Source organism: Massilia sp. Masssp93 (assembly GCF_059491295.1).
On record NZ_CP168502.1, the window covers coordinates 6,616,831 to 6,639,661 of the forward strand.

General features: G+C 66.1%; 18 protein-coding genes and 1 tRNA gene. 14 read left to right on the top strand and 5 right to left on the bottom strand.

The window, feature by feature from the left end:
- Positions 1-33 precede the first annotated feature (33 nt).
- A complete protein-coding gene (locus ACEN9Q_RS27775; protein WP_495626719.1) occupies positions 34-2,385 on the bottom strand; it encodes a penicillin-binding protein 1A in 2,352 nt (783 codons plus the stop codon).
- A 324-nt stretch (positions 2,386-2,709) separates the two neighbouring features.
- Between ACEN9Q_RS27775 and ACEN9Q_RS27780 the strand changes: the two genes are divergently transcribed.
- The 8 genes from ACEN9Q_RS27780 to ACEN9Q_RS27815 all read left to right on the top strand — a co-directional run bounded on the left by ACEN9Q_RS27780 (position 2,710) and on the right by ACEN9Q_RS27815 (position 12,628).
- Positions 2,710-3,783 (top strand): pilus assembly protein PilM, encoded by a 1,074-nt coding sequence (locus tag ACEN9Q_RS27780; protein WP_056449088.1) that lies wholly within the window; start codon positions 2,710-2,712, stop codon positions 3,781-3,783.
- Positions 3,783-4,418: a PilN domain-containing protein gene (locus ACEN9Q_RS27785; RefSeq protein WP_056449086.1), complete on the top strand. Its 636-nt coding sequence runs from the start codon at positions 3,783-3,785 to the stop codon at positions 4,416-4,418. The genes ACEN9Q_RS27780 and ACEN9Q_RS27785 overlap by 1 nt, the downstream gene beginning before the upstream one ends.
- Positions 4,415-5,092, top strand: coding sequence for a type IV pilus inner membrane component PilO (locus tag ACEN9Q_RS27790; protein ID WP_056449083.1), 678 nt, complete (start codon positions 4,415-4,417; stop codon positions 5,090-5,092). The genes ACEN9Q_RS27785 and ACEN9Q_RS27790 overlap by 4 nt, the downstream gene beginning before the upstream one ends.
- Positions 5,089-5,628: a pilus assembly protein PilP gene (locus tag ACEN9Q_RS27795; protein ID WP_056449080.1), complete on the top strand. Its 540-nt coding sequence runs from the start codon at positions 5,089-5,091 to the stop codon at positions 5,626-5,628. The genes ACEN9Q_RS27790 and ACEN9Q_RS27795 overlap by 4 nt, the downstream gene beginning before the upstream one ends.
- Positions 5,625-7,778, top strand: coding sequence for a type IV pilus secretin PilQ (locus ACEN9Q_RS27800; RefSeq protein WP_495626720.1), 2,154 nt, complete (start codon positions 5,625-5,627; stop codon positions 7,776-7,778). The genes ACEN9Q_RS27795 and ACEN9Q_RS27800 overlap by 4 nt, the downstream gene beginning before the upstream one ends.
- 25 nt (positions 7,779-7,803) lie before the next feature.
- Entirely contained in the window at positions 7,804-9,762 is a 1,959-nt protein-coding gene (locus ACEN9Q_RS27805; protein ID WP_495626721.1) for an Ig-like domain-containing protein, read from the top strand.
- A gap of 116 nt (positions 9,763-9,878) precedes the next feature.
- Entirely contained in the window at positions 9,879-11,492 is a 1,614-nt protein-coding gene (gene aroKB, locus ACEN9Q_RS27810) for a bifunctional shikimate kinase/3-dehydroquinate synthase AroKB (protein ID WP_495629005.1), read from the top strand.
- Complete coding sequence (locus ACEN9Q_RS27815; protein ID WP_056449072.1) at positions 11,489-12,628, top strand: deoxyguanosinetriphosphate triphosphohydrolase; 1,140 nt, start codon at positions 11,489-11,491, stop codon at positions 12,626-12,628. The genes aroKB and ACEN9Q_RS27815 overlap by 4 nt, the downstream gene beginning before the upstream one ends.
- Before the next feature lie 200 nt (positions 12,629-12,828).
- Here the strand turns inward: ACEN9Q_RS27815 and ACEN9Q_RS27820 are convergent, their stop codons facing one another.
- From ACEN9Q_RS27820 to mutM, 4 genes are all read right to left on the bottom strand, one after another.
- Positions 12,829-13,197, bottom strand: coding sequence for a VOC family protein (locus ACEN9Q_RS27820; RefSeq protein ID WP_495626722.1), 369 nt, complete (start codon positions 13,195-13,197; stop codon positions 12,829-12,831).
- A 133-nt stretch (positions 13,198-13,330) separates the two neighbouring features.
- Positions 13,331-14,440, bottom strand: coding sequence for an A/G-specific adenine glycosylase (mutY, locus tag ACEN9Q_RS27825; RefSeq protein WP_495626723.1), 1,110 nt, complete (start codon positions 14,438-14,440; stop codon positions 13,331-13,333).
- Between the two features lie 18 nt (positions 14,441-14,458).
- Positions 14,459-16,381: a dynamin family protein gene (locus ACEN9Q_RS27830; protein ID WP_495626724.1), complete on the bottom strand. Its 1,923-nt coding sequence runs from the start codon at positions 16,379-16,381 to the stop codon at positions 14,459-14,461.
- A 31-nt stretch (positions 16,382-16,412) separates the two neighbouring features.
- Complete coding sequence (gene mutM, locus ACEN9Q_RS27835) at positions 16,413-17,246, bottom strand: bifunctional DNA-formamidopyrimidine glycosylase/DNA-(apurinic or apyrimidinic site) lyase (protein ID WP_495626725.1); 834 nt, start codon at positions 17,244-17,246, stop codon at positions 16,413-16,415.
- A 104-nt stretch (positions 17,247-17,350) separates the two neighbouring features.
- Between mutM and ACEN9Q_RS27840 the strand changes: the two genes are divergently transcribed.
- From ACEN9Q_RS27840 to ACEN9Q_RS27865, 6 genes are all read left to right on the top strand, one after another.
- Positions 17,351-19,144, top strand: a complete 1,794-nt coding sequence (locus tag ACEN9Q_RS27840) for a tetratricopeptide repeat protein (protein ID WP_056449055.1) — start codon at positions 17,351-17,353, stop codon at positions 19,142-19,144.
- 68 nt (positions 19,145-19,212) lie between these two features.
- The gene (locus ACEN9Q_RS27845; RefSeq protein ID WP_495626726.1) at positions 19,213-19,821 is read left to right on the top strand and encodes an outer membrane lipoprotein LolB; all 609 of its coding nucleotides are present in this window, start codon (positions 19,213-19,215) and stop codon (positions 19,819-19,821) included.
- A gap of 1 nt (position 19,822) precedes the next feature.
- Positions 19,823-20,722 (top strand): 4-(cytidine 5'-diphospho)-2-C-methyl-D-erythritol kinase, encoded by a 900-nt coding sequence (gene ispE, locus ACEN9Q_RS27850; protein WP_495626727.1) that lies wholly within the window; start codon positions 19,823-19,825, stop codon positions 20,720-20,722.
- Between the two features lie 73 nt (positions 20,723-20,795).
- Positions 20,796-20,872: transfer RNA gene (locus ACEN9Q_RS27855), tRNA-Gln, on the top strand.
- Positions 20,873-21,033: 161 nt separating this feature from the next.
- Entirely contained in the window at positions 21,034-21,984 is a 951-nt protein-coding gene (locus ACEN9Q_RS27860) for a ribose-phosphate pyrophosphokinase (RefSeq protein WP_056126570.1), read from the top strand.
- A gap of 237 nt (positions 21,985-22,221) precedes the next feature.
- The gene (locus tag ACEN9Q_RS27865; protein WP_056449046.1) at positions 22,222-22,809 is read left to right on the top strand and encodes a 50S ribosomal protein L25/general stress protein Ctc; all 588 of its coding nucleotides are present in this window, start codon (positions 22,222-22,224) and stop codon (positions 22,807-22,809) included.
- The last annotated feature ends 22 nt before the right edge of the window (positions 22,810-22,831 follow it).

The following is a 22,831-nucleotide window of genomic DNA, read 5'->3' on the forward strand; positions in this document are numbered from 1 at the left end:
GACCGTAACGCCGGCACGACGCGGCGTCGGAAATTAAAACAACTCGTTGCGCACCGCGTCGCGCGATTTCTGCTCGGACGCCGGCTGCGCCGGCCCGACGTCGACCGACTGCACCCCCGTGCCCGGCGGGTTCTCGGCGTAATAGTACTCGTCGCCGTACTGCACGAGGCCCGGCGGCACCGGGCGCTCGACCACCGGCTCGTTCTTGAGCGCCTTCTGCATGAAGCCGATCCAGATCGGCAGCGCCAGGCCGCCGCCGGTCTCGCGGTTGCCCAGGTTGCGCGGCTGGTCGTAGCCGATCCACGCGATGCCCACCAGGTGCGGCTGGTAGCCGGCGAACCAGGCGTCGATCGAATCGTTCGTCGTACCCGTCTTGCCCGCGATGTCCGGGCGCTTCAGGATCTGCTGCGCCTTGGCCGCCGTGCCGTAGCGGGCCACGTCCTTGAGCATGCTGTCCATCAGCCACGCGTTGCGCTCGTCGATGACGCGGTTGGCGTCGACGCCGGCGCGGTCCGGGCGCGCTTCCGACAGCACCTTGCCGTCCGCATCCGTCACCTTGGAGATGATGTAGGGGCTGATGCGGTAGCCGCCGTTGGCGAACACGGAATAGGCGCCGGCCATCTGCAGCGGCGTCGTCGCGCCCGCGCCCAGCGCCAGGGTCAAATAAGGCGGGTTCTTGTCCGGGTCGAAGCCGAAGCGGGTCGCGTATTCCTGGCCGTAGCGGGCGCCGATCTTGTTCAGGATCCGGATCGAGATCATGTTCTTCGACTTGGTCAGGCCGCGCCGCATCGTCATCGGGCCTTCGTACTTGTTGTCGTAGTTCTTCGGTTCCCACGCCTGGCCGCCCGTCGATCCGGCGTCGAACGAGATCGGCGCGTCGTTGATGACGGTCGCGGGCGAGAAGCCGCGTTCCAGCGATGCCGAATAGATGAACGGCTTGAACGAGGACCCCGGCTGGCGCCAGGCCTGCGTGACGTGGTTGAACTTGCTGCGGTTGAAGTCGAAGCCGCCGACCAGCGCGCGGATCGCGCCGTCGTCCGGATTGACCGCGATGAAGGCGGACTCCACTTCCGGCAGCTGCGTGATGTTCCACGCCGAGCCGCCGTCCTGCGTCACGCGGATGACGGCGCCGCGGCGCACGCGCCGGGTCTCGGCCGCCTTGGGCGACAGCCAGTCCTTGGCGAACGCCAGGCCCGGACCCGCGATCGTGATGTCCTCGCCCGACGCCAGCACGGCCTTCACCTGCGTGGGCGAGGCCGACAGCACGACGGCGGCGACGATGTCGTCCGAATCCGGATGCTCGGCCAGTTCCGCCTCGATGGCTTCGTCGGCTTCTCCCTTGGCGGACGGGATCTCGATGTATTTTTCCGGGCCGCGGTACGGGTGGCGGCGCTCGTAGTCCATCACGCCGCGGCGAAGCGCCAGGTAGGCGGCGTCCTGGTCGGCCTTGGTGATCGTCGTGAACACGTTCAGGCCGCGGGTGTAGGTGTCTTCCTTGAACTGTTCGTAGACCAGCTGGCGCGCCATCTCGGCCACGTATTCGGCGTGCACGCCGAACGCCGTGCTGTCCGTCTTGATCTTGAGTTCCTCGTTCTTCGCCTGTTCGAACTGGGCGTCCGTGATGTAGTGCAGGTCGTGCATGCGCACCAGGATGTACTGCTGGCGCACGCGCGCGCGCTTGGGATTGACGACCGGGTTGTAGGCCGACGGCGCCTTCGGCAGGCCGGCCAGCATCGCCGCCTCCGCGATCGAGATGTCTTTCAGGTCCTTGCCGAAGTAGATCTGCGCGGCCGACGAGAAACCGAACGCGCGCTGGCCCAAGTAGATCTGGTTCATGTACACCTCGAGGATCTGGTCCTTGGTGAGGTTCTTTTCGATCTTGTAGGCCAGCAGGGCCTCGTAGGCCTTGCGCTTGAGGGTCTGTTCGGACGACAGGAAGAAGTTGCGCGCCACCTGCTGGGTGATGGTCGAGGCGCCCTGGCGCGCGCCGCCGGTGGCGTTGTGGATGGCCGCGCGCAGGATGCCCCAGTAGTCCACGCCGCCGTGTTCGTAGAAGCGGTCGTCCTCGATCGCGAGCACGGCCTTCTTCATCACGTCGGGAATCTCCTTGAAGTGGACGAGGGTCCGCCGCTCCTCGCCGAATTCGCCGATCAGCACGTTGTCGGCCGTGAAGATCCGCAGCGGCATCTTGGGCCGGTAGTCGGTGAGCGTGTCGAGCGCGGGGAGATTCGGATAGGCCATCGCCAGCGCGAACACGACCACCAGCACGCCGCAGACGGCCAGGCCCGCCAGGGTGGCGAGGATGGTCAGGAGGATGCGCTTGGGAGTGTGCTTGGGCAAAGAAGACTGCGGCGCGGGGCTGCCCCCGTTTTGGGATGCTTTCATGCGGGATGTGGGGTCGCTTTATTGATCCAGTTCATTATAAGGCAGGGGCGTTTTTGAGGCACTGATAGACAAGCGAACAACAGGTGTGGAAGCGGTGACAATATTGATCGATATCAGGGAGTAACGAAGTGTCGCTTTCCTGCTTCGCCTGGATATGTTCCCGTGTAGAAATTTCTTGTCCTTGCACATCAGTATTGCTACGATTCAATGCAGTGCCTGATATATCCGCACTATATCCATGATTTTTCAATAGTTCCCCACGCGGGCGTTCAAAGCCGTTCCGACATTTCAGGAACGCAGAAGTAGCAGAGAGGGAGTGCGCTCGTGATCAGTCTAGGTTCCTTGTTCGGACAGAAGAGCCCGCCATTGGTCGGACTCGACATCAGTACGTCCGGCGTGCGCCTGGTCGAGTTGTCCGATGGCGGCAAGGGCGAATTGCGGCTCGAACGCCATGCGGCCGAACCGCTGCCGCGCGGCGCCGTCGTCGACGGCAACATCGAGAATATCGAAGCGGTGTCGGACGCGGTGCGCCGCGTCGTGCAGAAGAGCGGCACGCGCATCAAGCACGTGGCGCTCGGCATGCCGCCAGCCGCCGTCATCACCAAGAAAATCATCCTGCCGGCCGGCCTGCCGGAAGACCAGCTCGAAGTGCAGGTCGAGTCCGAGGCCAGCCAGTATATCCCGTTCGCGCTGGACGAGGTCAGCCTCGACTTCGACGTGATCGGGCCGGCCGGCAACTCGCCCGAGGACATGGAAGTGATGCTGGCCGCCGCGCGCCGCGAAAAGGTCGAGGACCGCGTCGCCATCGCCGAAGCGGCGGGGCTGACGGCCACCGTGATGGACATCGAATCGTATGCCGCGCGCGCCGCGCTGCAGCGCCTGCTCGACGGCGACAACGGCCCGAAGGACCGCATCGTCGCGCTGTTCCAGATCGGCGCCCAGGCCACCCACGTCTCGGTGCTGCAGAACGGCGAGACCGTCTACGAACGCGAGCAGCCGTTCGGCGGCGTGCAGCTGACCCAGGACATCGTGCGCGCCTACGGACTCTCGTTCGAGGAAGCGGAAACGCGCAAGAAGGCCGGCGACCTGCCGGACAATTATCGCGCCGACCTGCTGGCGCCCTGGCTGGAGAACGCCGCGCTGGAAGTCACGCGCGCGATCCAGTTCTTCTACACGTCGACGCCGTACACGCGCATCGACCAGATCTGCCTCGCGGGCGGCAGCGCCCAGCTGGCCGGCCTGCCCGACATCATCGCGGGCCGTACGCGCATCGCGACTTCCGTCGTGGCGCCGTTCCACGGCATGCAGCTTGGCGCCAGCGTGCGCGAGCAGCAGCTGCGCAACGACGCACCCGGCTATCTCGTCGCCTGCGGCCTGGCGTTGCGGAGGTTCGGCTGATGATCCGCATTAACCTGCTCCCGCACCGGGAAGCGAAGCGCAAGCAGAAGCAGGCCGCGTTCGCCGCGCTGCTGGCCCTGGGCGGCGTCGCCGGCGCCGCGCTCGTGCTGCTCGTGGGCGGCTACAACGCGAGCCGCATCGCGGTCCACAACGAACGCAATCTGGTGCTCAAGAACGCCAACGCGGACCTGGACAAGAAGATCAGCAAGATCGCCAGCCTGAAGTCCGAGATCGAGGGCCTGAAGGCGCGCCAGCAGGCCGTCGAGGACCTGCAGGGCGACCGCAACCAGCCCGTCTACCTGCTCGACGAACTGGTGCGCCAGACGCCGGACGGCGTGTACCTCAAGGGCTTCAAGCAGGACGGCCAGCGCGTGATGCTGAACGGTTATGCGCAGTCGCAGGAGCGCGTGGCGGAATTGCTGCGCAACCTGTCCGGCAACTCGCCGTGGCTCGAGCGCCCGGACCTGACCGAGGTGCGCGCCGCCACGCTCGCGCAGAGCAAGACCGGACGCAAGGTCGTCGAATTCACGTTGAACGTCGCGATCAAGCGCGCCCGCCAGAACGACGACGACGGCAAGCCGGCCGCCGCGAAAAAGGGCGCGAACGCCGCAACCACGGCAGGCACCAAGTCATGAACATCGATCTGAAACAGTCTTTCGCCGACCTGGCGGCCCAGTTCGAGGGCCTGCAGGGACGCCATCCGGGCCTGTGGCCGCTGGCGCCGCGCCTGTTGTGCGCGGCCGGCGTGATGGCGGCCGTCATGGGCCTCGGCTACTTTTTTTACTGGAGCGGCCAGTTCGAGGAACAGGATGCGCTCGCCGCGCAGGAACTCAAGCTGCGCGACGACTACAAGATCAAGATGGCGCAGGCCATCAACCTGGACGCGCTGGAGGCCCAGCAGCAGCAGGTGAACCTCTACGTCGAGCGCCTGGAAAAGCAGTTGCCGAGCAAGGCCGAGATGGCGGCGCTGCTGTCCGACATCAACCAGGCCGGCATCGGGCGCGGCCTGCAGTTCGAGCTGTTCAAGCCGGGCCAGGTCGTCGTCAAGGATTACTATGCCGAGCTGCCGATCGACATCAAGGTCACGGGCCACTACCACGACATCGGCGAGTTCGCGGCCGACATGGCCAAGATGCCGCGCATCGTCACCCTGAACAACCTGGCCCTCACGGCCGGCAAGGACGGCACGCTGTCGCTGGACGCCATCGCCAAGACTTTCCGCTACCTCGACCAGGATGAACTGGACGCGCAGGCGAAGGCGCGCAAGAGCAAGAAGAACGGCAAGGACGGCAAGGGGAGCAAGGCATGAGCGCGCGCATCGTGATGGGGATGGCGCTGGCGTCCGCGCTGCTGGCCGGCTGCGGCGATTCCGACGTGCGCGAGGTGCGCGACTGGATGGAACAGGTGAAGCACGACACCCATCCGACCGTGAAGCCGCTGGCCGCCCCCAAGGATTTCCTGCCCTACGCCTATGGCGCGAAGGACGCCGTCGACCCGTTCGATCCGAACAAGCTGCTGGGCGAACTGGCCCGCACCGCGGCGACCTCGAACAACCCGAACCAGCCGGACCTGCAGCGGCCGCGCGAGCTGCTGGAGACCTTCCCGCTCGACACCATGCAGATGGTCGGCACGATGGAAAAGGGCGGCACCCGCTACGCACTGCTGCAGGTGGACCGCTCGCTGTATCAGGTGAAGACGGGCCAGCGCATCGGCCAGAATTTCGGCGTCGTCACGCACGTGGGCGAGGACGCCATCGACATCCGTGAAGTGGTGCAGGACGCCGCCGGAGAATGGTCCGGCCGCGTGACGAAGCTGGAGCTGCAAACCAAGGAGAACCATAAATGACCCGATTCCTTTCCGTCGCCGGCGGACTGCTGCTGGCGCTGGCCGCGGCGGGCGCCTGGGCCCAGGACAACGCGATCGAGTCGATCAGCGCCAATCAGCAGGGCGGCAACGTCGTCATCAAAGTGGCCATGAAGGAGGCGCCGAAGCAGCCGCCGATCGGCTTCTCGATCACCAATCCGGCCCGCATCGCCCTCGATTTCGGCGCCACCGCCAACGCCACCGGCAAGAACGCCCAGGACATCAACCTCGGCGACGTGCGCAGCGTGAACGTCGTGCAGGCGGGCGCGCGCACGCGCCTCGTGCTGAACCTCAAGCGCGTGCTGAACTATGCCGCCGCCGTCGACGGCAAGGACGTCATCGTCACCGTCGAAGGCTCGGGCGCGCCCGCGCGTGCCGTCGACGCGTCCGGCCAGCCGGCCGCCGCACCGGCCGCCGCGCCGGTGGCATCCCAGCTGTTGCGCGACCTCGATTTCCGCCGCGGCAGTAACGGCGAAGGCCGCATCGTCGTCGACCTGCCGAACGGCCAGGTCGCCGTCGACGTGCGCCAGGTCGGCGCGCAGATCCTGGTCGACTTCCTCAAGACCGGCGTGCCGCCCTCGCTGCGCCGCCGCCTGGACGTGACGGACTTCGGCACGCCCGTGTCGCGCATCACGACCACGCCGCAGGGAGAGAACACGCACATGGTCGTGGACACCCAGGGCAACTGGGAGCAGAGCGTCTACCAGAGCGACACCCAGCTCGTCATCGACGTCAAGCCCGTGAAGGAAGATCCGAACCGGCCGGCCGGCGGCGCCGGCGGCACCGGCTACCGGGGCGAGAAGCTGTCGTTCAACTTCCAGAACGTCGAGGTGCGCCAGGCGTTGCAGGCGATCGCCGACATCTCGGGCCTGAACATCATCACGAGCGACTCCGTCACCGGCAACCTCACGCTGCGCCTGAAGGACGTGCCGTGGGACCAGGCGCTCGACGTCGTCCTGCAGGCCAAGGGCCTGGACATGCGCAAGAACGGCAACGTGCTGTGGATCGCGCCCAAGGAAGAACTGCTGACCAAGGAAAAGCTGGAGCTCGAACAGCGCGCCCAGATCTCCGAACTGGAGCCGCTGCATTCCGAGATCTTCCAGCTGAACTACCAGAAGGCGGAAGCGTTCCGCACCGTGTTCGGCCTGGACCAGGGCGGCGGCGCGAGCAGCGACGGCGGCGGCAAGAACCGCGTGCTGTCCAAGCGCGGCAGCGCCATCATCGATCCGCGCACGAACCAGCTGTTCGTGACCGACATCGCGTCCAAGATCGAGGACATCCGCAAACTGATCCAGAAGACGGACGTCGCGACCAAGCAGGTGCTCGTCGAAGCGCGCCTCGTGGAAGCCAACGACGGTTTCTCGCGCAACCTCGGCGCCAAGCTCGGTTTCGCCGACCTGCGCAACCTGCGCGGCGGCGATTCGGGCTATCAGGTCAGCGGCAACCAGCGCGTGGCGATCGGCGGCAACCTGACGGGCGTGGGCCAGATCACGGGCCAGACCCCGGACAAGGGCGACGGCTATACCAACAGCACGCTGGTCAATCTGCCGGCGTCCGGCATCAACGGCGTGACGGCGCCGACGATCGCGTTCTCGCTGTTCTCCTCGGCCGCGAACCGCTTCCTCAACCTGGAACTGTCGGCGCTGGAAGCGGACGGCAAGGGCAAGATCATCTCCAGCCCGCGCGTCGTCACCGAAGACAACGTCCCGGCCATCATCGAGCAGGGCGTCGAGCTGCCGTACCAGCAGGCCACCAGCAGCGGCGCCACGTCGGTCACGTTCAAGAAGGCGAATCTCAAGCTGGAAGTCACGCCGCAGATCACGCCGGACGGCAACGTCGTGCTGGACGTGGACGTCGCCAAGGATTCGAAGGGCGAGTCGACCACGGCGGGCTTCGCCATCAACACCCAGCACGTGAAGACGAAGGTGATGGTCGAGAACGGCGGCACGGTGGTGCTGGGCGGTATCTACCAGATGACCGAGACCCACAACGACAGCAAGGTGCCGCTGTTCGGCGACATCCCCGTCGTGGGCAACCTGTTCAAGTCGACGTCGCGCGAGAACACCAAGACCGAGCTGCTCGTCTTCATCACGCCGAAGATCGTGGCCGAGCGCCTGCAGAACGGCCATTGACAGAACCATCCATAACAGCAAACACATGAAGAATTTCACGACTGAATCCGCGGCGCGCCACGGCGTGCGCGCGGCCGGCCTGATGATGGCCATGGTGCTGACCGCGTGCGGCGGCGGCGGCGGCAATCCCGGGACGGTGAGCGGCGGTACGGGCTCCGGCAGCACGGGCACGGGCACCGGCACCGGCACCACCGCGACCGCGGCGCCGACCGTCACGCTGGGCTTCACGAATGCCGCCGGCGCCTCGTCCACCGCGCTCACCGGCGCCACGCCGCTGACCGTCAAGGCCACCGTGCTGGACGCCAGCAAGAAGCCGGTCCCGAACGCGATCGTGACCTTCGCCACCGACAATGCGCTGGCCGTGTTCTCGCCGACCGCCGGCACCGCGCTCACCGACGTCAACGGCGTCGCGAGCATCTCCATGCGCGCCGCCAGCCTGGCCGCCGGCGGCGCGGGCACCGTGACCGCCACGTCGAACGTGGCCGGCACGACCGCGACCGGCACCGCCAACTACTCGGTCGGCGCCACGACGCTGACCTTCGGCACCCTGAGCGCCAGCCCCGCCGCCATCCAGGCCTATGGCTCGACCGTGCTGTCCGTCGACGTGCTGAACGGATCGAGCAAGTACACGGACCAGCAGGTCAACGTCAGCTTCAGCTCCGCCTGCGTCACGGCCGGCAAGGCGACGCTGGCGGCGACCGTGCCGACCAATAACGGCACCGTCCAGACGGTGTACCGCGACAAGGGCTGCGCCAACAACGATACGATCACCGTGTCGGCGGCCGGCGTCGCCAAGTCGGCATCGGCCACGCTGACGATCGCTCCGCCGGCCGCCGCGTCCGTGCAGTTCGTCGGCGCGTCGCCCACGAACCAGTCGATCGTGATCCAGGGCCAGGGCGGCAACGGCCGCACCGAGACGGCCACGCTGACCTTCAAGGTCGTCGACATCTTCGGCAACCCGCTCGCCGGCAAGCTGGTGAACTTCACCACGGCGTCGACGTCCGTCAAGATCAACAAGGCGAGCGATACGACCGACGCCACCGGCCAGGTCGTGACCACCGTGAATTCGGGCAGCGTGCCCACGTCGTTCCGCGTCCAGGCCACGCTGCCGGGCACGGCCACCAACGGCGGCGCCGACATCTCCACCTTGTCCGACTCGATCGTCGTGACGACGGGCCTGCCGGTGCAGCGCGCGTTCTCGCTGAGCTCCGGCTCGTTCAACGTCGAGGGCTGGACCCTGGACAATCCGTCGGCCACGAACGTGCAGGTGATGCTGGCCGACGCCTTCGGCAACCCGGTCCCGGACGGCACGCCGGTCGTGTTCCAGACGAATATGGGCGCCATCGGCTCGTCCGACAAGGGCGGCTGCAATACCGTCAACGGCGTGTGCTCGGTTGCGTTCCGCACGCAGGCGCCGCGGGCGGCGACGCCGGGCCTGCCGGCCACGCCGTGCAATGCCGCGACCCCGGACGCGACCCGCCCCGGCCTGGCCACGATCTGCGCCAGCTCGACGGACGGCACCAACACCGTGTTCGACAGGACGGCCATCTTCTTCAGCGGCAGCAGCGTGAAGTACGTGTACATGGACGGCAGCGCGACGCCGCTGGACCTGACCAAGCCCGTCGACCTCGGCAGCATCAGCGGCAGCGCGACCAAGGTCTTTGCACTGCAACTGAACGACCTCAACAACAACCCGATGCCGTCCGGTTCCAAGGTCGAGATCACGAGCATGCTCAACGGCAACGCCGCCCCGGTGATGCCCGGCACCGTGCCGAATATCGCGCCGCATTCGAACGTCAACGTGGACGATCCGACCGGCATGACGGTCGGCAGCGGCCCGCAGGGCTCCACGCACGTGTTCAGCATTTCGAGCACGAATCCGACCCAATGCTCGCCGGCCCAGGCCTCGTTCAACGTGTCGGTTACCACGCCTGCTGGCTTGGCGACCATTATTCCGTTTAAACTGTCGTTCACCTGCCCGTAAGTTTTCTTAGGGGATGCCCGATTGCAACAGAACGGCCAGGACATACCTGGCCGTTTTTATTTGAACTCGTACACGTGTCTGACTGTAAGAACAACAACATCTTCCTCGTCGGCCTGATGGGAGCCGGCAAGACCACCATCGGCCGGCTGCTGGCGCGGCGCCTGGACCTGACCTTCATCGATTCCGACCACGAGATCGAGGCGCGCACCGGCGCCACGATTCCGTGGATCTTCGAGATCGAAGGAGAAGCCAGCTTCCGCCGCCGCGAAGCCGACGTGATCCGCGAGTTGACGTCCCAGAACGGCATCGTGCTGGCCACCGGCGGCGGCGCCGTGCTGAACCCGGCCAGCCGCGCGCTGCTGGCCGAGCGGGGCACCGTGATCTACCTGCGCGCCAGCGTGTCCAGCATCCTGCAGCGCACGGCGCACGACAAGAACCGCCCGCTGCTGCAGACGGCCGACCCGCGCCGCAAACTGGAAGACCTGACCGAGCAACGCGAGCCGCTGTACCGCGAGATCGCCGACATCGTCATCGATACGGGCCGACCTAACGTACAATCGATGGTTCAGACAATTCTGGACCAGATCGCGGAGACCGCTTCCGCGGACGCACGGTCCAAGGCAAAACCGACAATGAACGAACAGACATGCATTTCCCTTAACGTCGAGCTGGGCGACCGCAGCTATCCGATCGCGATCGGACGCGGCCTGCTGGACGATTCCTCCCTTTTACAGCGCCACATCGGCGGCAGCGGCAAGGTGGCCATCGTCACCAACACGACCGTCGCCCCGCTGTACCTGGAAAAGGTCGCGGCGCCGCTGCGCGCGGCCGGGCGCGAGGTCGTGTCCATCATCCTGCGCGACGGCGAGGAATACAAGAACTGGGAGAGCCTGAACGAGGTGTTCGACGCGCTGCTCGCGAATAAATGCGACCGCAAGACGACGCTCGTCGCGCTGGGCGGCGGCGTGATCGGCGACATGACCGGCTTCGCCGCCGCCACCTACATGCGCGGCGTGCCGTTCGTGCAGATCCCGACGACGCTGCTCGCGCAGGTCGATTCGTCGGTGGGCGGCAAGACCGGCATCAACCACCCGCTCGGCAAGAACATGATCGGCGCGTTCTACCAGCCGCGCGCCGTCATCGCCGACACCGCGACGCTCGACACGCTGCCCGCGCGCGAACTGTCGGCCGGCCTGGCGGAAGTCATCAAGCACGGCGCCATCCTCGACGCCGGCTTCTTCGACTGGATCGAGGCCAACATCGCCAAGCTGATGGCACGCGACCACGCGGCCCTCGCGCACGCGATCGCGCGCTCGTGCGAGATCAAGTCGGACGTCGTCGCACGCGACGAGCGCGAAGGCGGCCTGCGCGCCGTGCTGAATTTCGGCCACACCTTCGGCCACGCGATCGAGTCCGGCCTGGGCTACGGCGAATGGCTGCACGGCGAGGCAGTCGGCTGCGGCATGGTGATGGCGGCCGACCTGTCGCGCCGCCTGGGCCTGATCGACGCCGCCGCGCTCGAGCGCGTGCGCGCGCTGGTGCAGGCGGCCGGGCTGCCCGTCGTGGCGCCGGACCTGGGCATCGAGCGCTGGATCGAGCTGATGGAAGTCGACAAGAAGAACGAGGGCGGCGCCATCAAGTTCATCCTCCTGAAACCGCTGGGCAGCCCGAGCATCACGAATGCGCCGCGCGATCTGCTGGAAGCCACCTTGAGGGCGTGCACGTCATGATCGACTTCGACGCCCACCTGGCTCCTTACGCGGCGCAGTCGTCGAAGAGCCGTGGGCGTCGCCACCCGGAAGCCGCGCCGGGCTCGCGCAGCGAGTTCCAGCGCGACCGCGACCGCATCATCCACTCGACCGCGTTCCGCCGGCTCGAATATAAAACCCAGGTCTTCCTCAACCACGAGGGCGACCTGTTCCGCACCCGCCTCACGCACTCGATCGAAGTGGCCCAGATCGCGCGCACGCTGGCGCGCAGCCTGCGCCTGAACGAGGACCTCGTCGAAGCGACGGCCCTCGCGCACGATCTCGGCCACACGCCGTTCGGCCACGTCGGCCAGGACGTGCTGAACGACTGCATGAAGGACTACGGCGGCTTCGAGCACAACCTGCAAAGCTTGCGCGTCGTCGATCACCTGGAAGAGCACTACGGCGCCTTCGACGGCCTGAACCTGACGTTCGAGACGCGCGAAGGCATCCTGAAACACTGCTCCCTGGCGAACGCGCGCCAGCTGGGAGAACTCGGCCAGCGCTTCATCGACAGGACGCAACCGAGCCTGGAAGCGCAGCTGACGAACCTCGCCGACGAAATCGCCTACAACAACCACGACATCGACGACGGCCTGCGTTCCGGCCTGTTGACGATGAAGCAGATGGAAGAGGTGGACCTGTTCGCGCGCCTGCACCGCGAGGTCGTGCGGCAGTACCCGGGCCTGCCGGGCCGGCGCGAGCTGTACGAGACGATCCGCCTGATGATCACGGCGATGACGGCCGACCTGGCCGCGACGTCGGCCGAACTGCTGGCGGACGCCGCGCCGCAGAGCATCGAGGACGTGCGCGCGGGGCCGCCGCTGATCCGTTTTTCGCAGGCGATGCGCGCGGAGACGACGGCCCTGAAACGCTTCCTGCACGCGAACCTGTACCGCCACTACCAGGTGAATCGCATGCGCGTGAAGGCGAGCCGCGTCGTGCACGAGCTGTTCGATGCCTTCATGACCGACCCGGTGCTGCTGCCGCCGGATTACCAGGCGGCCTCCGGCGACACGATCAAGCAGGCGCGCAAGATCGCCGATTACATCGCCGGGATGACGGACCGGTATGCGATCAAGGAACACCGGCGCATCTATTCGCTCGATACGTTCTGAACATACGTCACTCGGTAGCTTCTGAACATCCGTCAGTCGATGCCTTTTGAGCATGCGTTCGTCGATACCTTCAGAGCATGCGTCGTTCCCGCGCAGGCGGGAATCCAATTTCGAAGCGGTGCCGCTCCGCAAACGTGGGCCCCCGCCTGCACGGGGGCGACGGTGGGTGGTGCCTTGGGCCCCGCCTGCGCGGGCGACGCTCACTCGCTGCGCGCGAACACGCGCAGGCGGTGCCCATCCGGATCGGCGGCCGTGAACGTATAACCGAAATCCATCCGCGTCGGCGCCTGCAGGATGCGCAGCCCGGTCTCGCGCCATTTATCGTGCAGCGCATCGACCTCGGCATCGTCCCCGACACGGAACGCGAGCTCGCTGCCGCTGCCGTGGAAGTCGGCGGCCGGTTCTGCGGCGGACTTCGCCCACAGGCCCAGGATGCGCCCGTTTTCCAGCATGAACAGCACAAAGGTGGGCGACGCTTCGATGTGCTGGGTGTCCAGCAGCGTGGCGTACAGGCGTGCGCTCGCGTGCGGATCGGCGACGTAGAGGATGGTGTAGGTTGGGGTCAGCATGGTGGTTCTCCTTGGCTGGTTGACAGTGCGGCCAGTGTAGGGAGCTCCCGTGTCAATTCCTGTCAGTAGCCGACAATTCGGGGTCAGAGCCCGGTTTTGGGCAATTTCCAAAAATCGGGCTCTGACCCCGGTGTTAGCTGAACAGCGACGGCGCTGCCAGTTGTCCCAGCAGCTTCTTGATCGGTGCCGGCAGCGGCGCGTCGGCGCTGGTCGCGAGGTCCCACCACACGTGGCCGGCCGGCGTGGCGCCGCGCGCGTTCAGGCCGACGCGGTACGGCTGGATGTGCAGGCGGTAGTGGGTAAAGCCGTGCACCAGCGGCAGCAGCGGTTCCACGTCGGCGACGTTGCCGAATTCGCCGGCGGCGCCGGCGAGCGTCGTCGGTGGCACGTCGTCCGCTTCATCCAGCGCCACGTGGCCGTCGTATTCGGGCAATGACAACAAGCCGCCCCAGATGCCGGAGTCCGGCCGTTGCTGCAGCAGCACCTGGCCGTTGTCGACGATGGCCAGCATCAGCGCGCGCCGTTCCGGCGTCGCCTTTTTCGGCTTCGGCACGGGCAGCACGGACGTGCGGTCGGTCGCAAACGCCACGCAGCGCGCCTGCAGCGGACAGCGGCCGCAATCCGGCTTGCCGCGCGTGCACAGCGTGGCGCCCAGGTCCATCAGGCCCTGCGTATAGGCTTCGATGCCGTCGCCTTCCGGCAGCAGGGCATCGGCGCGGCGCCACAGCGCGTCCTCCACCGGCTTGATGCCGGGGTATTCGTCGATGCCGAACACGCGCGCGAACACGCGCTTCACGTTGCCGTCGAGGATAGCGGCGCGCGCGCCGCTGGAGAATGCGGCGATGGCGGCGGCGGTCGAGCGGCCGATGCCGGGCAGGTCGGCCAGCAGCGCCGGGTCGCTCGGGAACACGCCGCCGTAGTCCGCGACGATGCGCCTGGCGCATGCGTGCAGGTTGCGCGCCCGCGTGTAGTAACCGAGGCCGCTCCAGTGGGCCATCACGTCTTCCGACGCCGCCGCCGCGAGGTCGTGCACGGTCGGGAAGCGCTCCAGGAAGCGCGCGTAATACCGCAGCACCGCCGTCACCTGCGTCTGCTGCAGCATGATTTCGGAGAGCCAGATGCGGTAGGCGTCGCGCGTGTTTTGCCAGGGCAGGGCGTGGCGGCCATGGGCGCGCTGCCAGTCGATGACGGCGCGCGCAAAGCTCGGGTCGGACAGGGTTTCGGTGTCGGTGCTGCGTTTCATGAAGTGGATGATCTGCCGTCAGGCGGCTTGCAGTTCGGGCAGGTCGGCGCGCAGCGCATCGGCAACCCGATCGGACAGACTCGCCAGCCGCGCCTTGACCTGCTCCAGGTCGTGTTGGGCCGCCTCGAAGGCGGCGATTTTCTGTTCCAGGCTTTCGGTGGCGTCCAGGATGCGCTGGATCGATGCCTGGCGGTGGCGCAGCTGGTCGCGGTGCTGGCGGATCTGCGCTTCGACCGGCGCATTGACCACTTTCAGCCATGCCTCCACGTCGCCGTTCGCCTCGCGGAACGCGAATTTTACACGCGACGCGATGGAATCGAAAAAGCGTTCGAGCAGCGTGCCGCGGCTCGTGATGAGCAGGGCCGCGGTGCCGAACTGCTTGAGGTAGATGGCTTCGATCGCGTCGATCTCGCGGCGGTAGCGTTCCAGCGACAGCGTGGCCGGCAGCGCCAGCGCGAGACCGTGCTCGGTGGAGAAGCGGCGCACCATCGACTCCATCATCGCGGCGATCTCGGCGATCTTGCCGGCGGCCGCATCCAGGCTGGCGCGCACCTGCTCGAAGAACACGCGCACGGGCGCGCGCATGCCGGTGGAAAAGCGCGCGGCTTCCATCGCGGCGCGCACGGCGTCGACGTGGTCCTGCACGACGTCCATGCCGATGCTGGAGTACAGCTCCGTCGACAAGGTCGTGAACACGGCGCGCGTGCCCTGCAGCTTGAACAGGCTGGCGTCGAATTCCTTCTTTTCCATCTCGACGCGGCGCATCATGTGGGTGATCACGCCCTGGTTCTTGCCGCGCAGGCCTTGCAGTTCCTGCAGCTGCTCGACGAGGTCGCGCCCGCGCGCGGCGAGCAGCGCGGCCTGGGCGCCCGTCAGGGCCGCGAGGTCGTCCTGCAGCTGGCGGCGCAGGATGTCCTGGCGCGCCGGGATCAGTTCGTGGAACAGCGCCGATTCCAGCGCGCCCACGCGGCTCTTTTCGAACAGCGCGAGGTCGCCCGTGATCTTGCCCACGAGGGCCTTCTGCGCGGAGACCGGGAATACCTGCGCGTCGGCCACGCCCAGCAGGCGCGCCGCGTCGTGCCGCTGGCGCGCGATGGCCGCGTCGTTGTCCTGCGCGCTGCGCAGTTCGTCCCACAGCGCGTCGATCTTGTTCAGCACGACGATGCGGCCCGGACCGGCGTTGATGTGCGTGCGCCAGACGTCGATGTCGCTCTTCGTGACGCCCGTCTCGGCGGCCAGGATGAACAGCACGGCGTGCGCGTTCGGGATCAGGTTCAGGGTCAGCTCGGGTTCCGTGCCGATCGCGTTCAGGCCCGGCGTGTCGAGGATCACGAGGCCTTGCTGCAGCAGCGGATGCGGCACGTTGATCAGCGCGTGGCGCCAGCGCGGGATCTCGACGAGGCCGTCGGCGCCCAGCGTGGCGGCGAGGTCGGGGTCGTCGGGATCGTACAGGCCGTAGCGCTGGGCATCGGCGGGGCTGACGCGGCGCGTCAGGCTCACCTGCAAGAAGCTCTCGTGCATGCGCTCGGGCGCGGACAGGTCCAGCGGCAGCGCGGTCCAGGCGCCCGGCACGTCGCGATAATCGCCCGTCGCCAGGCGCTCGGCGCGCGTCTCGATGGGCAGCAGGCGGATGCAGGGCGCCAGCGCGGGGTCCCAGGCGAATTCGGTCGGACACATCGTCGTGCGGCCGGGACTCGACGGCACGATGCGCTGGCCGTAGTCGGCAAAGAAGATGGCGTTGATCAGCTCGGATTTGCCGCGCGAGAATTCGGCCACGAACGCGACCGACAGCCGGGCGTCGCGCAGCCGCGCGAGTGCGCGCGCGACGCGCTGTTCCGCCGCCCCGTCCAGCAGCTCGGCCGCCTGGGCCCAGCCGCGATATTGTTCCAGCGCCTGTGCGACCTGCGCGCGCCAGTCGGCATACTGTTGTAGATCCTGCATAGTGGTGCGTCCCGTCGCCTCGTCGATGACCTTACCGTTGACAGACCGCGCAATAGAACGTGGACCGCTGGCCCTGCTTGATCTGGCGGACCGGCGTGCCACAGTTGCGGCAAGGCACTCCTGCACGATCATAGACGAAATATGTCTGCTGGAAGTAGCCCGACTGACCATTTACGGCAATAAAGTCACGCAGCGTGCTGCCGCCCTGCACGATGGCGGCCGCGAGGATGTCGCGGATGGCTTCGGCCAGCTTGTCGTAGCGGGCCCGGCTGATCTTGCCGGCCGCCGTCTTCGGGTTGATGCCGGCGCGGAACAGGCTTTCGCAGGCGTAGATATTGCCGACGCCCACGACGATGTCGCCGGCCAGCAGTACCTGCTTGACCGGTGCGCTGCGCTTACGCGTGGCCCGGTGCAGCAGGGCGCCGGAAAACTTGTCTTCGAGCGGTTCGACGCCCAGGCCGCGCAACAGCACGTGCTGTTCCAGCTCGCCGTCGTCGTGACCATGCCAGAGCACGGCGCCGAAGCGGCGCGGATCGTGCAGGCGCAGCACGCGGCGGCCGCCCAAGCCGCGCACGACGAGGTCGAAGTGGTCGTGCTTTTTCAGTTCGACGCCTTCCGGCAGCACGCGCAGGTGGCCGGACATGCCCAGGTGGACGATCAGCGTGCCATGCTCGAAATTCAACAGCAAATACTTGCCGCGCCGGCCCGTGCCGAGGATGCGGCGGCCCACGAGCAACTCGCGCAGATTCGGGGGAAACGGCCAGCGCAGGCCTTCGCGGCGCAGCACGACGTCTTCGACGATGCGGTCGTCCAGGTGAGGTGCAACCCCGCGTCGTGTGACTTCGACTTCTGGTAATTCAGGCATGAATGATTAACAACGTGAGAGGAATGTAAATTCGTGTTGCAGCGGCGCACGCGCTTCGGGTGCATGGCGTAGAATCGGACAATCTCGACGACGTGGGACTTGCCTTGAAAAACGCTTTCGCCATTGTAACCCTCTCCGCACTGCTGTCGGCCTGCGCTGTGGCGCCCAGGCAGCAGCCGGCACAGGACCTGTCCGACCAGCCGCTCGCCGCCGCCGAGGCGCGGGACCATTCCGACGCCGGCAAGACGAAAGAGGGCGAGCAAGCCGATGAGAAGCTCCCCAACGTCAACATGACCCCGGCCATGATGGCCCAGCTGATGCAGGCCGAGATGGCATTCAAGAACGGGGACTGGCAAGGCCCGTACCTGACGATGATGAGCCTGGCCCAGCAGACGAAGGACCCGCGCCTGGCCAAGCGCGCCGCCGAGATGGCGCTGTCCGCCAAGCAGGCCGACGACGCCCTCGCCGCCGTCAAACTGTGGCGCCAGTACGCGCCGGACTCCGAGGAGGCCAGCCAGTACTATCTGGGGCTGATCGTCCTGTCCGACAACCTCGGCGAGGCCGAAAGTATTTTGAAGCAGCGGCTGGCGGAGGCGACGCCGGCCGCGCGCGGCCTCGTGATGTTCCAGATGCAGCAACTGCTGCTGCGCGCCAAGGACAAGGATGCCGCCGTCGCCATGCTCGAGCGCCTCGTCGCGCCGTACGGCAACCTGATGGAAACGCACGTCGTGCTGGCCCAGGCCGCGCTGGCGAAAAACGACAAGGCCGCGGCCCGCCGCGAAGCCCAGGCCGCCCTGCAGATCAAGCCCGATTCCGAGATCGCCGCGCTGACGGTGGCCCAGGTCAGCGAGGACGAAGGCGGCGCCATCAAGGTGCTGAAGGATTTCCTCGCCGCCCATCCGGAGGCGCGCGAAGTCCGCTCGGCCTATGCGCGCCTGCTCGTCAACGAAAAGCAGTACGAGGCCGCGCGCCAGGAATTCCTCACGCTCGACAAGGCCCAGCCCGACAACCCCGGCACCTTGTACGCGCTGGGCATCCTGTCGATGCAGATGAACGACCGTCCGGCCGCGGAAAAATATTTCAGCCGCTTCGTCGACCTGATGGACAAGGCGCCGGAGGACGAGCGCGACCCGTCCAAGGCCGTGATGATCCTGTCCCAGCTGGCCGAGGAACGGGGCGATTACAAGGCCGCGGCGGACTGGCTCGACCGGCTCGACAGCGAGGACCCCAAGGTCCAGTTCGGCGCCCAGCTGCGCCGTGCCCAGCTGACGGCCAAGCAGGGCGACGTCGCCGGCGCGCGCAAGCTGCTCTCCACCCTGAAGACGGACGACAAGACGGAGCAGGCGCAGGTCGTGCTCGTCGACGCCCAGATCCTGCGCGACGCGGGCAAGGGCCGCGAAGCGTTCAAGCTGATGGAGCAGGGCGTCAAGCGCTTCCCGGACAATATGGATTTCCTGTACGACTATGCCCTGATGGCCGAAAAGATGGGCAAGACGGCCGTCATGGAAAAATCGCTGCGTAAAGTGATCGCCAAGTCGCCGGACAATATGCAGGCCTACAATGCGCTCGGCTATTCGCTGGCCGACCGCAACGTGCGTCTCAAGGAAGCCCACCGGCTCATCGACAAGGCCCTGAAAATGGCCCCGAACGACCCGTTCATCCTGGACAGCATGGGCTGGGTGCAATATCGGATGGGTAAGCTGGACGACGCCGAAGCCCATCTGCGCAAGGCTTATACGCTGCGCAACGATCCGGAAATCGCCGTCCACCTGGGCGAGGTGCTGTGGAAGAAGGGGCAGAAGGACGATGCCCGCAAGCTGTGGCGCGAAGCCCAGGCCAAGGACCCCAAGAACGATGCGCTGAAGAGCACGCTCGCGCGCTTGCACCAGACTCTGTGAAATAATGACAATGGACGGACGCTGCGGCGTCCGTCAGTCCATCCTGTTCACTGATTGATTCCATGCCGATGCACCGTCTTTCCCGTTTCGCTTGCGCTTTCGCCTTCTCCTCCGCCCTGGCCGGATGCGCCACCACCAGCAACGTCCCGCTCGCCAACCCGGCCGCCCAGGTGGGCGCCTACCGCGACACGATCGACCTGAACGGCCGGCTGGCCGCGAATTACTCGAAAGACGGTCAGCCGCAATCGATCAACGGCAATTTCACGTGGGTACAGCGTCCGGGCCGCATCGACGTCGCGCTGTTCTCGCCGCTGGGCCAGACCGTGGCCGAGATCACGGTCACGCCCGAGACCGCGACGCTGACCCAGTCCGGCCGCCAGCCCCGCGTGGAAAAGGACATCGATACGCTGACCGCGAAAGCGCTCGGCTGGACCTTGCCCGTGAGCGGCCTGCGCGACTGGCTGCAGGGCTATGCCGTCGATGCGGGCGGCAAGCGGTTTGCCGCGTCGCCCGCGCACGACAGCGTCGTCACGAACGATGGCTGGCGCCTGCGTTTCGTGGAATGGCAGAACGGGCCGCAGGGCGCCCCGATGCCGCGCCGCATCGATGCCGAGCGCAGCACGACGGCCGTCGGCGATGCGCTGACGATCCGCATCGTCATCGATCCGGTGGCGTGACATGCGTGCGACGTCTCTGCACGACTGCCCGGCGCCGGCCAAGCTGAACCTGTTCCTGCACGTCGTCGGCCGCCGGCCGGACGGCTACCACCTGCTGCAATCCGTGTTCCAGCTCATCGACCGCAGCGACACCTTGCACTTCGACCTGCGCGCCGACGAGCGCGTCAATCGCACGACGGACGTGCCCGGCGTGCCCGAGGAGCAGGACCTGATCGTGCGTGCCCTGCGCGCGTTGCAGGCGGAATACGCACGCCGCCACGGCCGCCTGCCGCCGGGCATCGACGTCGCGGTCGAGAAGCGGCTGCCGATGGGGGGCGGGCTGGGCGGCGGCTCGTCCGATGCGGCCACGGCATTGATGGCGGCCAATCACCTGTGGCAGGCCGGCCTGACGGATGCGGAATTGATCGCGCTGGGGCTGCCGCTGGGCGCCGACATCCCGTTCTTCCTGTTCGGCGAGACGGCATTCGCGGAGGGCGTGGGAGAGGCCTTGCAGGCCGTGCCGGGACCGGATTGCTGGTACGTCGTCATCGAGCCCGGCGTCGCCGTGCCTACTGTCGGGATTTTTACTGCCCCGGATTTGACAAGAGACACGAAAGCCATCACAATATCGGACTTTTCCAGACGACATGTCGAATCGAAGGATTTGATTGACTTCGGAAAGAATGATTTGCAGGACGTGGCAGCCCGCCTGTTCCCGCCGGTAGCCGAGGCGATCGAATGGTTGGGTGGTTACGGGGCGGCCAGGATGACTGGTTCCGGATCGTCCGTGTTTTGCGCATTTTCCACAGAGCAGGAAGCTGAACAGGTACTGAGGCAGGTGCCGGGGCGGTGGAGAGCGTGGAAAGCAATGGCGCTGCAGCGACATCCGATGAAATCGCTCTTGCAAATCAATGAGTTGTAGAATAAAATTTTGCCTGTCGACGCATTTGACGATATAATAATCAAGTGCAGCGACGAGCTGTAAGTTTCAGTGTAGGGGAATCGCCAAGCTGGTTAAGGCACCGGATTTTGATTCCGGCATACCAAGGTTCGAATCCTTGTTCCCCTGCCAAAGTTTCTTTGCCTGAGCTGACGATGACGAGTGCTCCAGCAGGCAGATAAAAATGGAGCCGCCAATGAGCGGCTCATTTTTTTTTGTGGTTCAGCGTTAATCATCCGACGATTAGCTGCTTTTCAAGTTCTTCTTTCAACGCTTACATCTCTGGGACTCCCATGGCTTACGAAAACCTGATGGTTTTTACCGGCAATGCCAATCCGGCGCTAGCAGAAGGGGTCGCAAAAAACCTCGGCATTCCTCTCGGCAAGGCAGTCGTTTCGAAGTTCTCCGACGGCGAAGTAATGGTCGAAATCAACGAGAACGTTCGTGGCAAGGACGTGTTCGTTCTGCAATCGACCTGCGCTCCCACCAATGACAGCCTGATGGAAATCATGCTGATGGTCGACGCGCTCAAGCGCGCATCGGCAGGCCGCATCACCGCGGCGATTCCCTACTTCGGCTATGCCCGCCAGGACCGCCGTCCGCGTTCCGCGCGCGTCGCGATCTCGGCCAAGGTCGTCGCCAACATGCTCCAGGAAGCGGGCGTCGAGCGCGTCCTGATCATGGACCTGCACGCGGACCAGATCCAGGGATTCTTCGATATTCCGGTCGATAACATCTACGCATCGCCGCTGCTGCTGGGCGACCTGCAGAAGCGCAACTACGACGACCTGCTCGTCGTGTCGCCGGACGTCGGCGGCGTGGTGCGCGCCCGTGCGCTGGCCAAGCGCCTCGGCTGCGACCTGGCGATCATCGACAAGCGTCGTCCGAAGGCGAACGTGTCGGAAGTCATGAACATCATCGGTGAAGTCGAAGGTCGCAACTGCGTGATCATGGACGACATGGTCGACACCGCCGGCACGCTGACCAAGGCCGCCGAAGTACTGAAAGAGCGTGGCGCGAAGAAAGTCGTCGCGTATTGCACGCACCCGGTGCTGTCCGGCCCGGCGATCGAGCGAATCGCGAACTCGCCGCTGGACGAGCTGGTCGTCACCGACACGATCCCGCTGAGCCCGGCTGCCCAGGCGTGCGGCAAAATCCGCCAGCTGACCTGCGCACCGCTGCTGGCCGAGACGTTCAAGCGTATCGTCAAGGGCGATTCGGTCATTTCGCTGTTCGTCGATTAATTTCGCGGTATGCATGGTGGGCTCGGGGAGCCCACCCTGCGTGTCGAACGCAAACGGTCCGTACAACACGGCGCGCACGGCAAAAAGCCGGCGCGCCGTTGACGCATCAAGCTGTACAGAATTTCTTGAGCGTGCGCGAGCGCGCTCTTTATCGATGTCCCTGGTCGCGGGGACATCACAACCCGGGCAACCGGGCCGGCATGTGCCGGCATTCGGGCCCACACTTGGAGTAACACCATGAAAGTAGTCGCATTTGCACGCACTCAGCAGGGGACCGGAGCGAGCCGCCGCCTGCGCAACGCCGGCCAGACCCCGGGCATCATCTACGGTGGCGCAGCTGCCCCGGAACTGATCGCCCTGGATGGCAACGCGTTGTATCACGCGCTCAAGAAAGAAGCTTTCCACGGTTCCGTCCTGGATCTGGAACTGGACGGCAAGGCGCAGAAAGTCCTGCTGCGCGACTTCCAGATGCACGCATACAAGCAACTGGTCCTGCACGCTGACTTCCAGCGCGTCGACGCTTCGCAGTCGATCCACACCAAGGTCGCCCTGCACTTCGTCAACGCCGAGATCTCGCCGGCAGTCAAGCTGAGCGGCGCCATCGTGTCGCACGTGCTGAACGAACTGGAAATCTCCTGCCTGCCGAGCCAGCTGCCGGAATTCATCACCGTCGACCTGTCGACGCTGGAAGCCGGCCAGTCGATCCACGTGTCGCAGCTGAACCTGCCGGAAGGCGTGACCGTCGTCGCCCACGGCCAGGACCAGACCGTCGCCACCTCGTCGATCCCGCGCGGCGCCGCAACGGCCGAAGCCGCTGCAGAGTAATTCCTGCGCTGGCCGCCGGCTC

Coding starts and splice junctions, on each gene's coding strand:
- ACEN9Q_RS27775 (WP_495626719.1), bottom strand. CDS start 2,385: ATGAAAGCATCCCAAAACGGGGGCAGCCCCGCGCCGCAGTCTTCTTTG.
- ACEN9Q_RS27785 (WP_056449086.1), top strand. CDS start 3,783: ATGATCCGCATTAACCTGCTCCCGCACCGGGAAGCGAAGCGCAAGCAG.
- ACEN9Q_RS27790 (WP_056449083.1), top strand. CDS start 4,415: ATGAACATCGATCTGAAACAGTCTTTCGCCGACCTGGCGGCCCAGTTC.
- ACEN9Q_RS27795 (WP_056449080.1), top strand. CDS start 5,089: ATGAGCGCGCGCATCGTGATGGGGATGGCGCTGGCGTCCGCGCTGCTG.
- ACEN9Q_RS27800 (WP_495626720.1), top strand. CDS start 5,625: ATGACCCGATTCCTTTCCGTCGCCGGCGGACTGCTGCTGGCGCTGGCC.
- ACEN9Q_RS27805 (WP_495626721.1), top strand. CDS start 7,804: ATGAAGAATTTCACGACTGAATCCGCGGCGCGCCACGGCGTGCGCGCG.
- aroKB (WP_495629005.1), top strand. CDS start 9,879: ATGGGAGCCGGCAAGACCACCATCGGCCGGCTGCTGGCGCGGCGCCTG.
- ACEN9Q_RS27815 (WP_056449072.1), top strand. CDS start 11,489: ATGATCGACTTCGACGCCCACCTGGCTCCTTACGCGGCGCAGTCGTCG.
- ACEN9Q_RS27820 (WP_495626722.1), bottom strand. CDS start 13,197: ATGCTGACCCCAACCTACACCATCCTCTACGTCGCCGATCCGCACGCG.
- mutY (WP_495626723.1), bottom strand. CDS start 14,440: ATGAAACGCAGCACCGACACCGAAACCCTGTCCGACCCGAGCTTTGCG.
- ACEN9Q_RS27830 (WP_495626724.1), bottom strand. CDS start 16,381: ATGCAGGATCTACAACAGTATGCCGACTGGCGCGCGCAGGTCGCACAG.
- mutM (WP_495626725.1), bottom strand. CDS start 17,246: ATGCCTGAATTACCAGAAGTCGAAGTCACACGACGCGGGGTTGCACCT.
- ACEN9Q_RS27845 (WP_495626726.1), top strand. CDS start 19,213: ATGCACCGTCTTTCCCGTTTCGCTTGCGCTTTCGCCTTCTCCTCCGCC.
- ispE (WP_495626727.1), top strand. CDS start 19,823: ATGCGTGCGACGTCTCTGCACGACTGCCCGGCGCCGGCCAAGCTGAAC.
- ACEN9Q_RS27860 (WP_056126570.1), top strand. CDS start 21,034: ATGGCTTACGAAAACCTGATGGTTTTTACCGGCAATGCCAATCCGGCG.
- ACEN9Q_RS27865 (WP_056449046.1), top strand. CDS start 22,222: ATGAAAGTAGTCGCATTTGCACGCACTCAGCAGGGGACCGGAGCGAGC.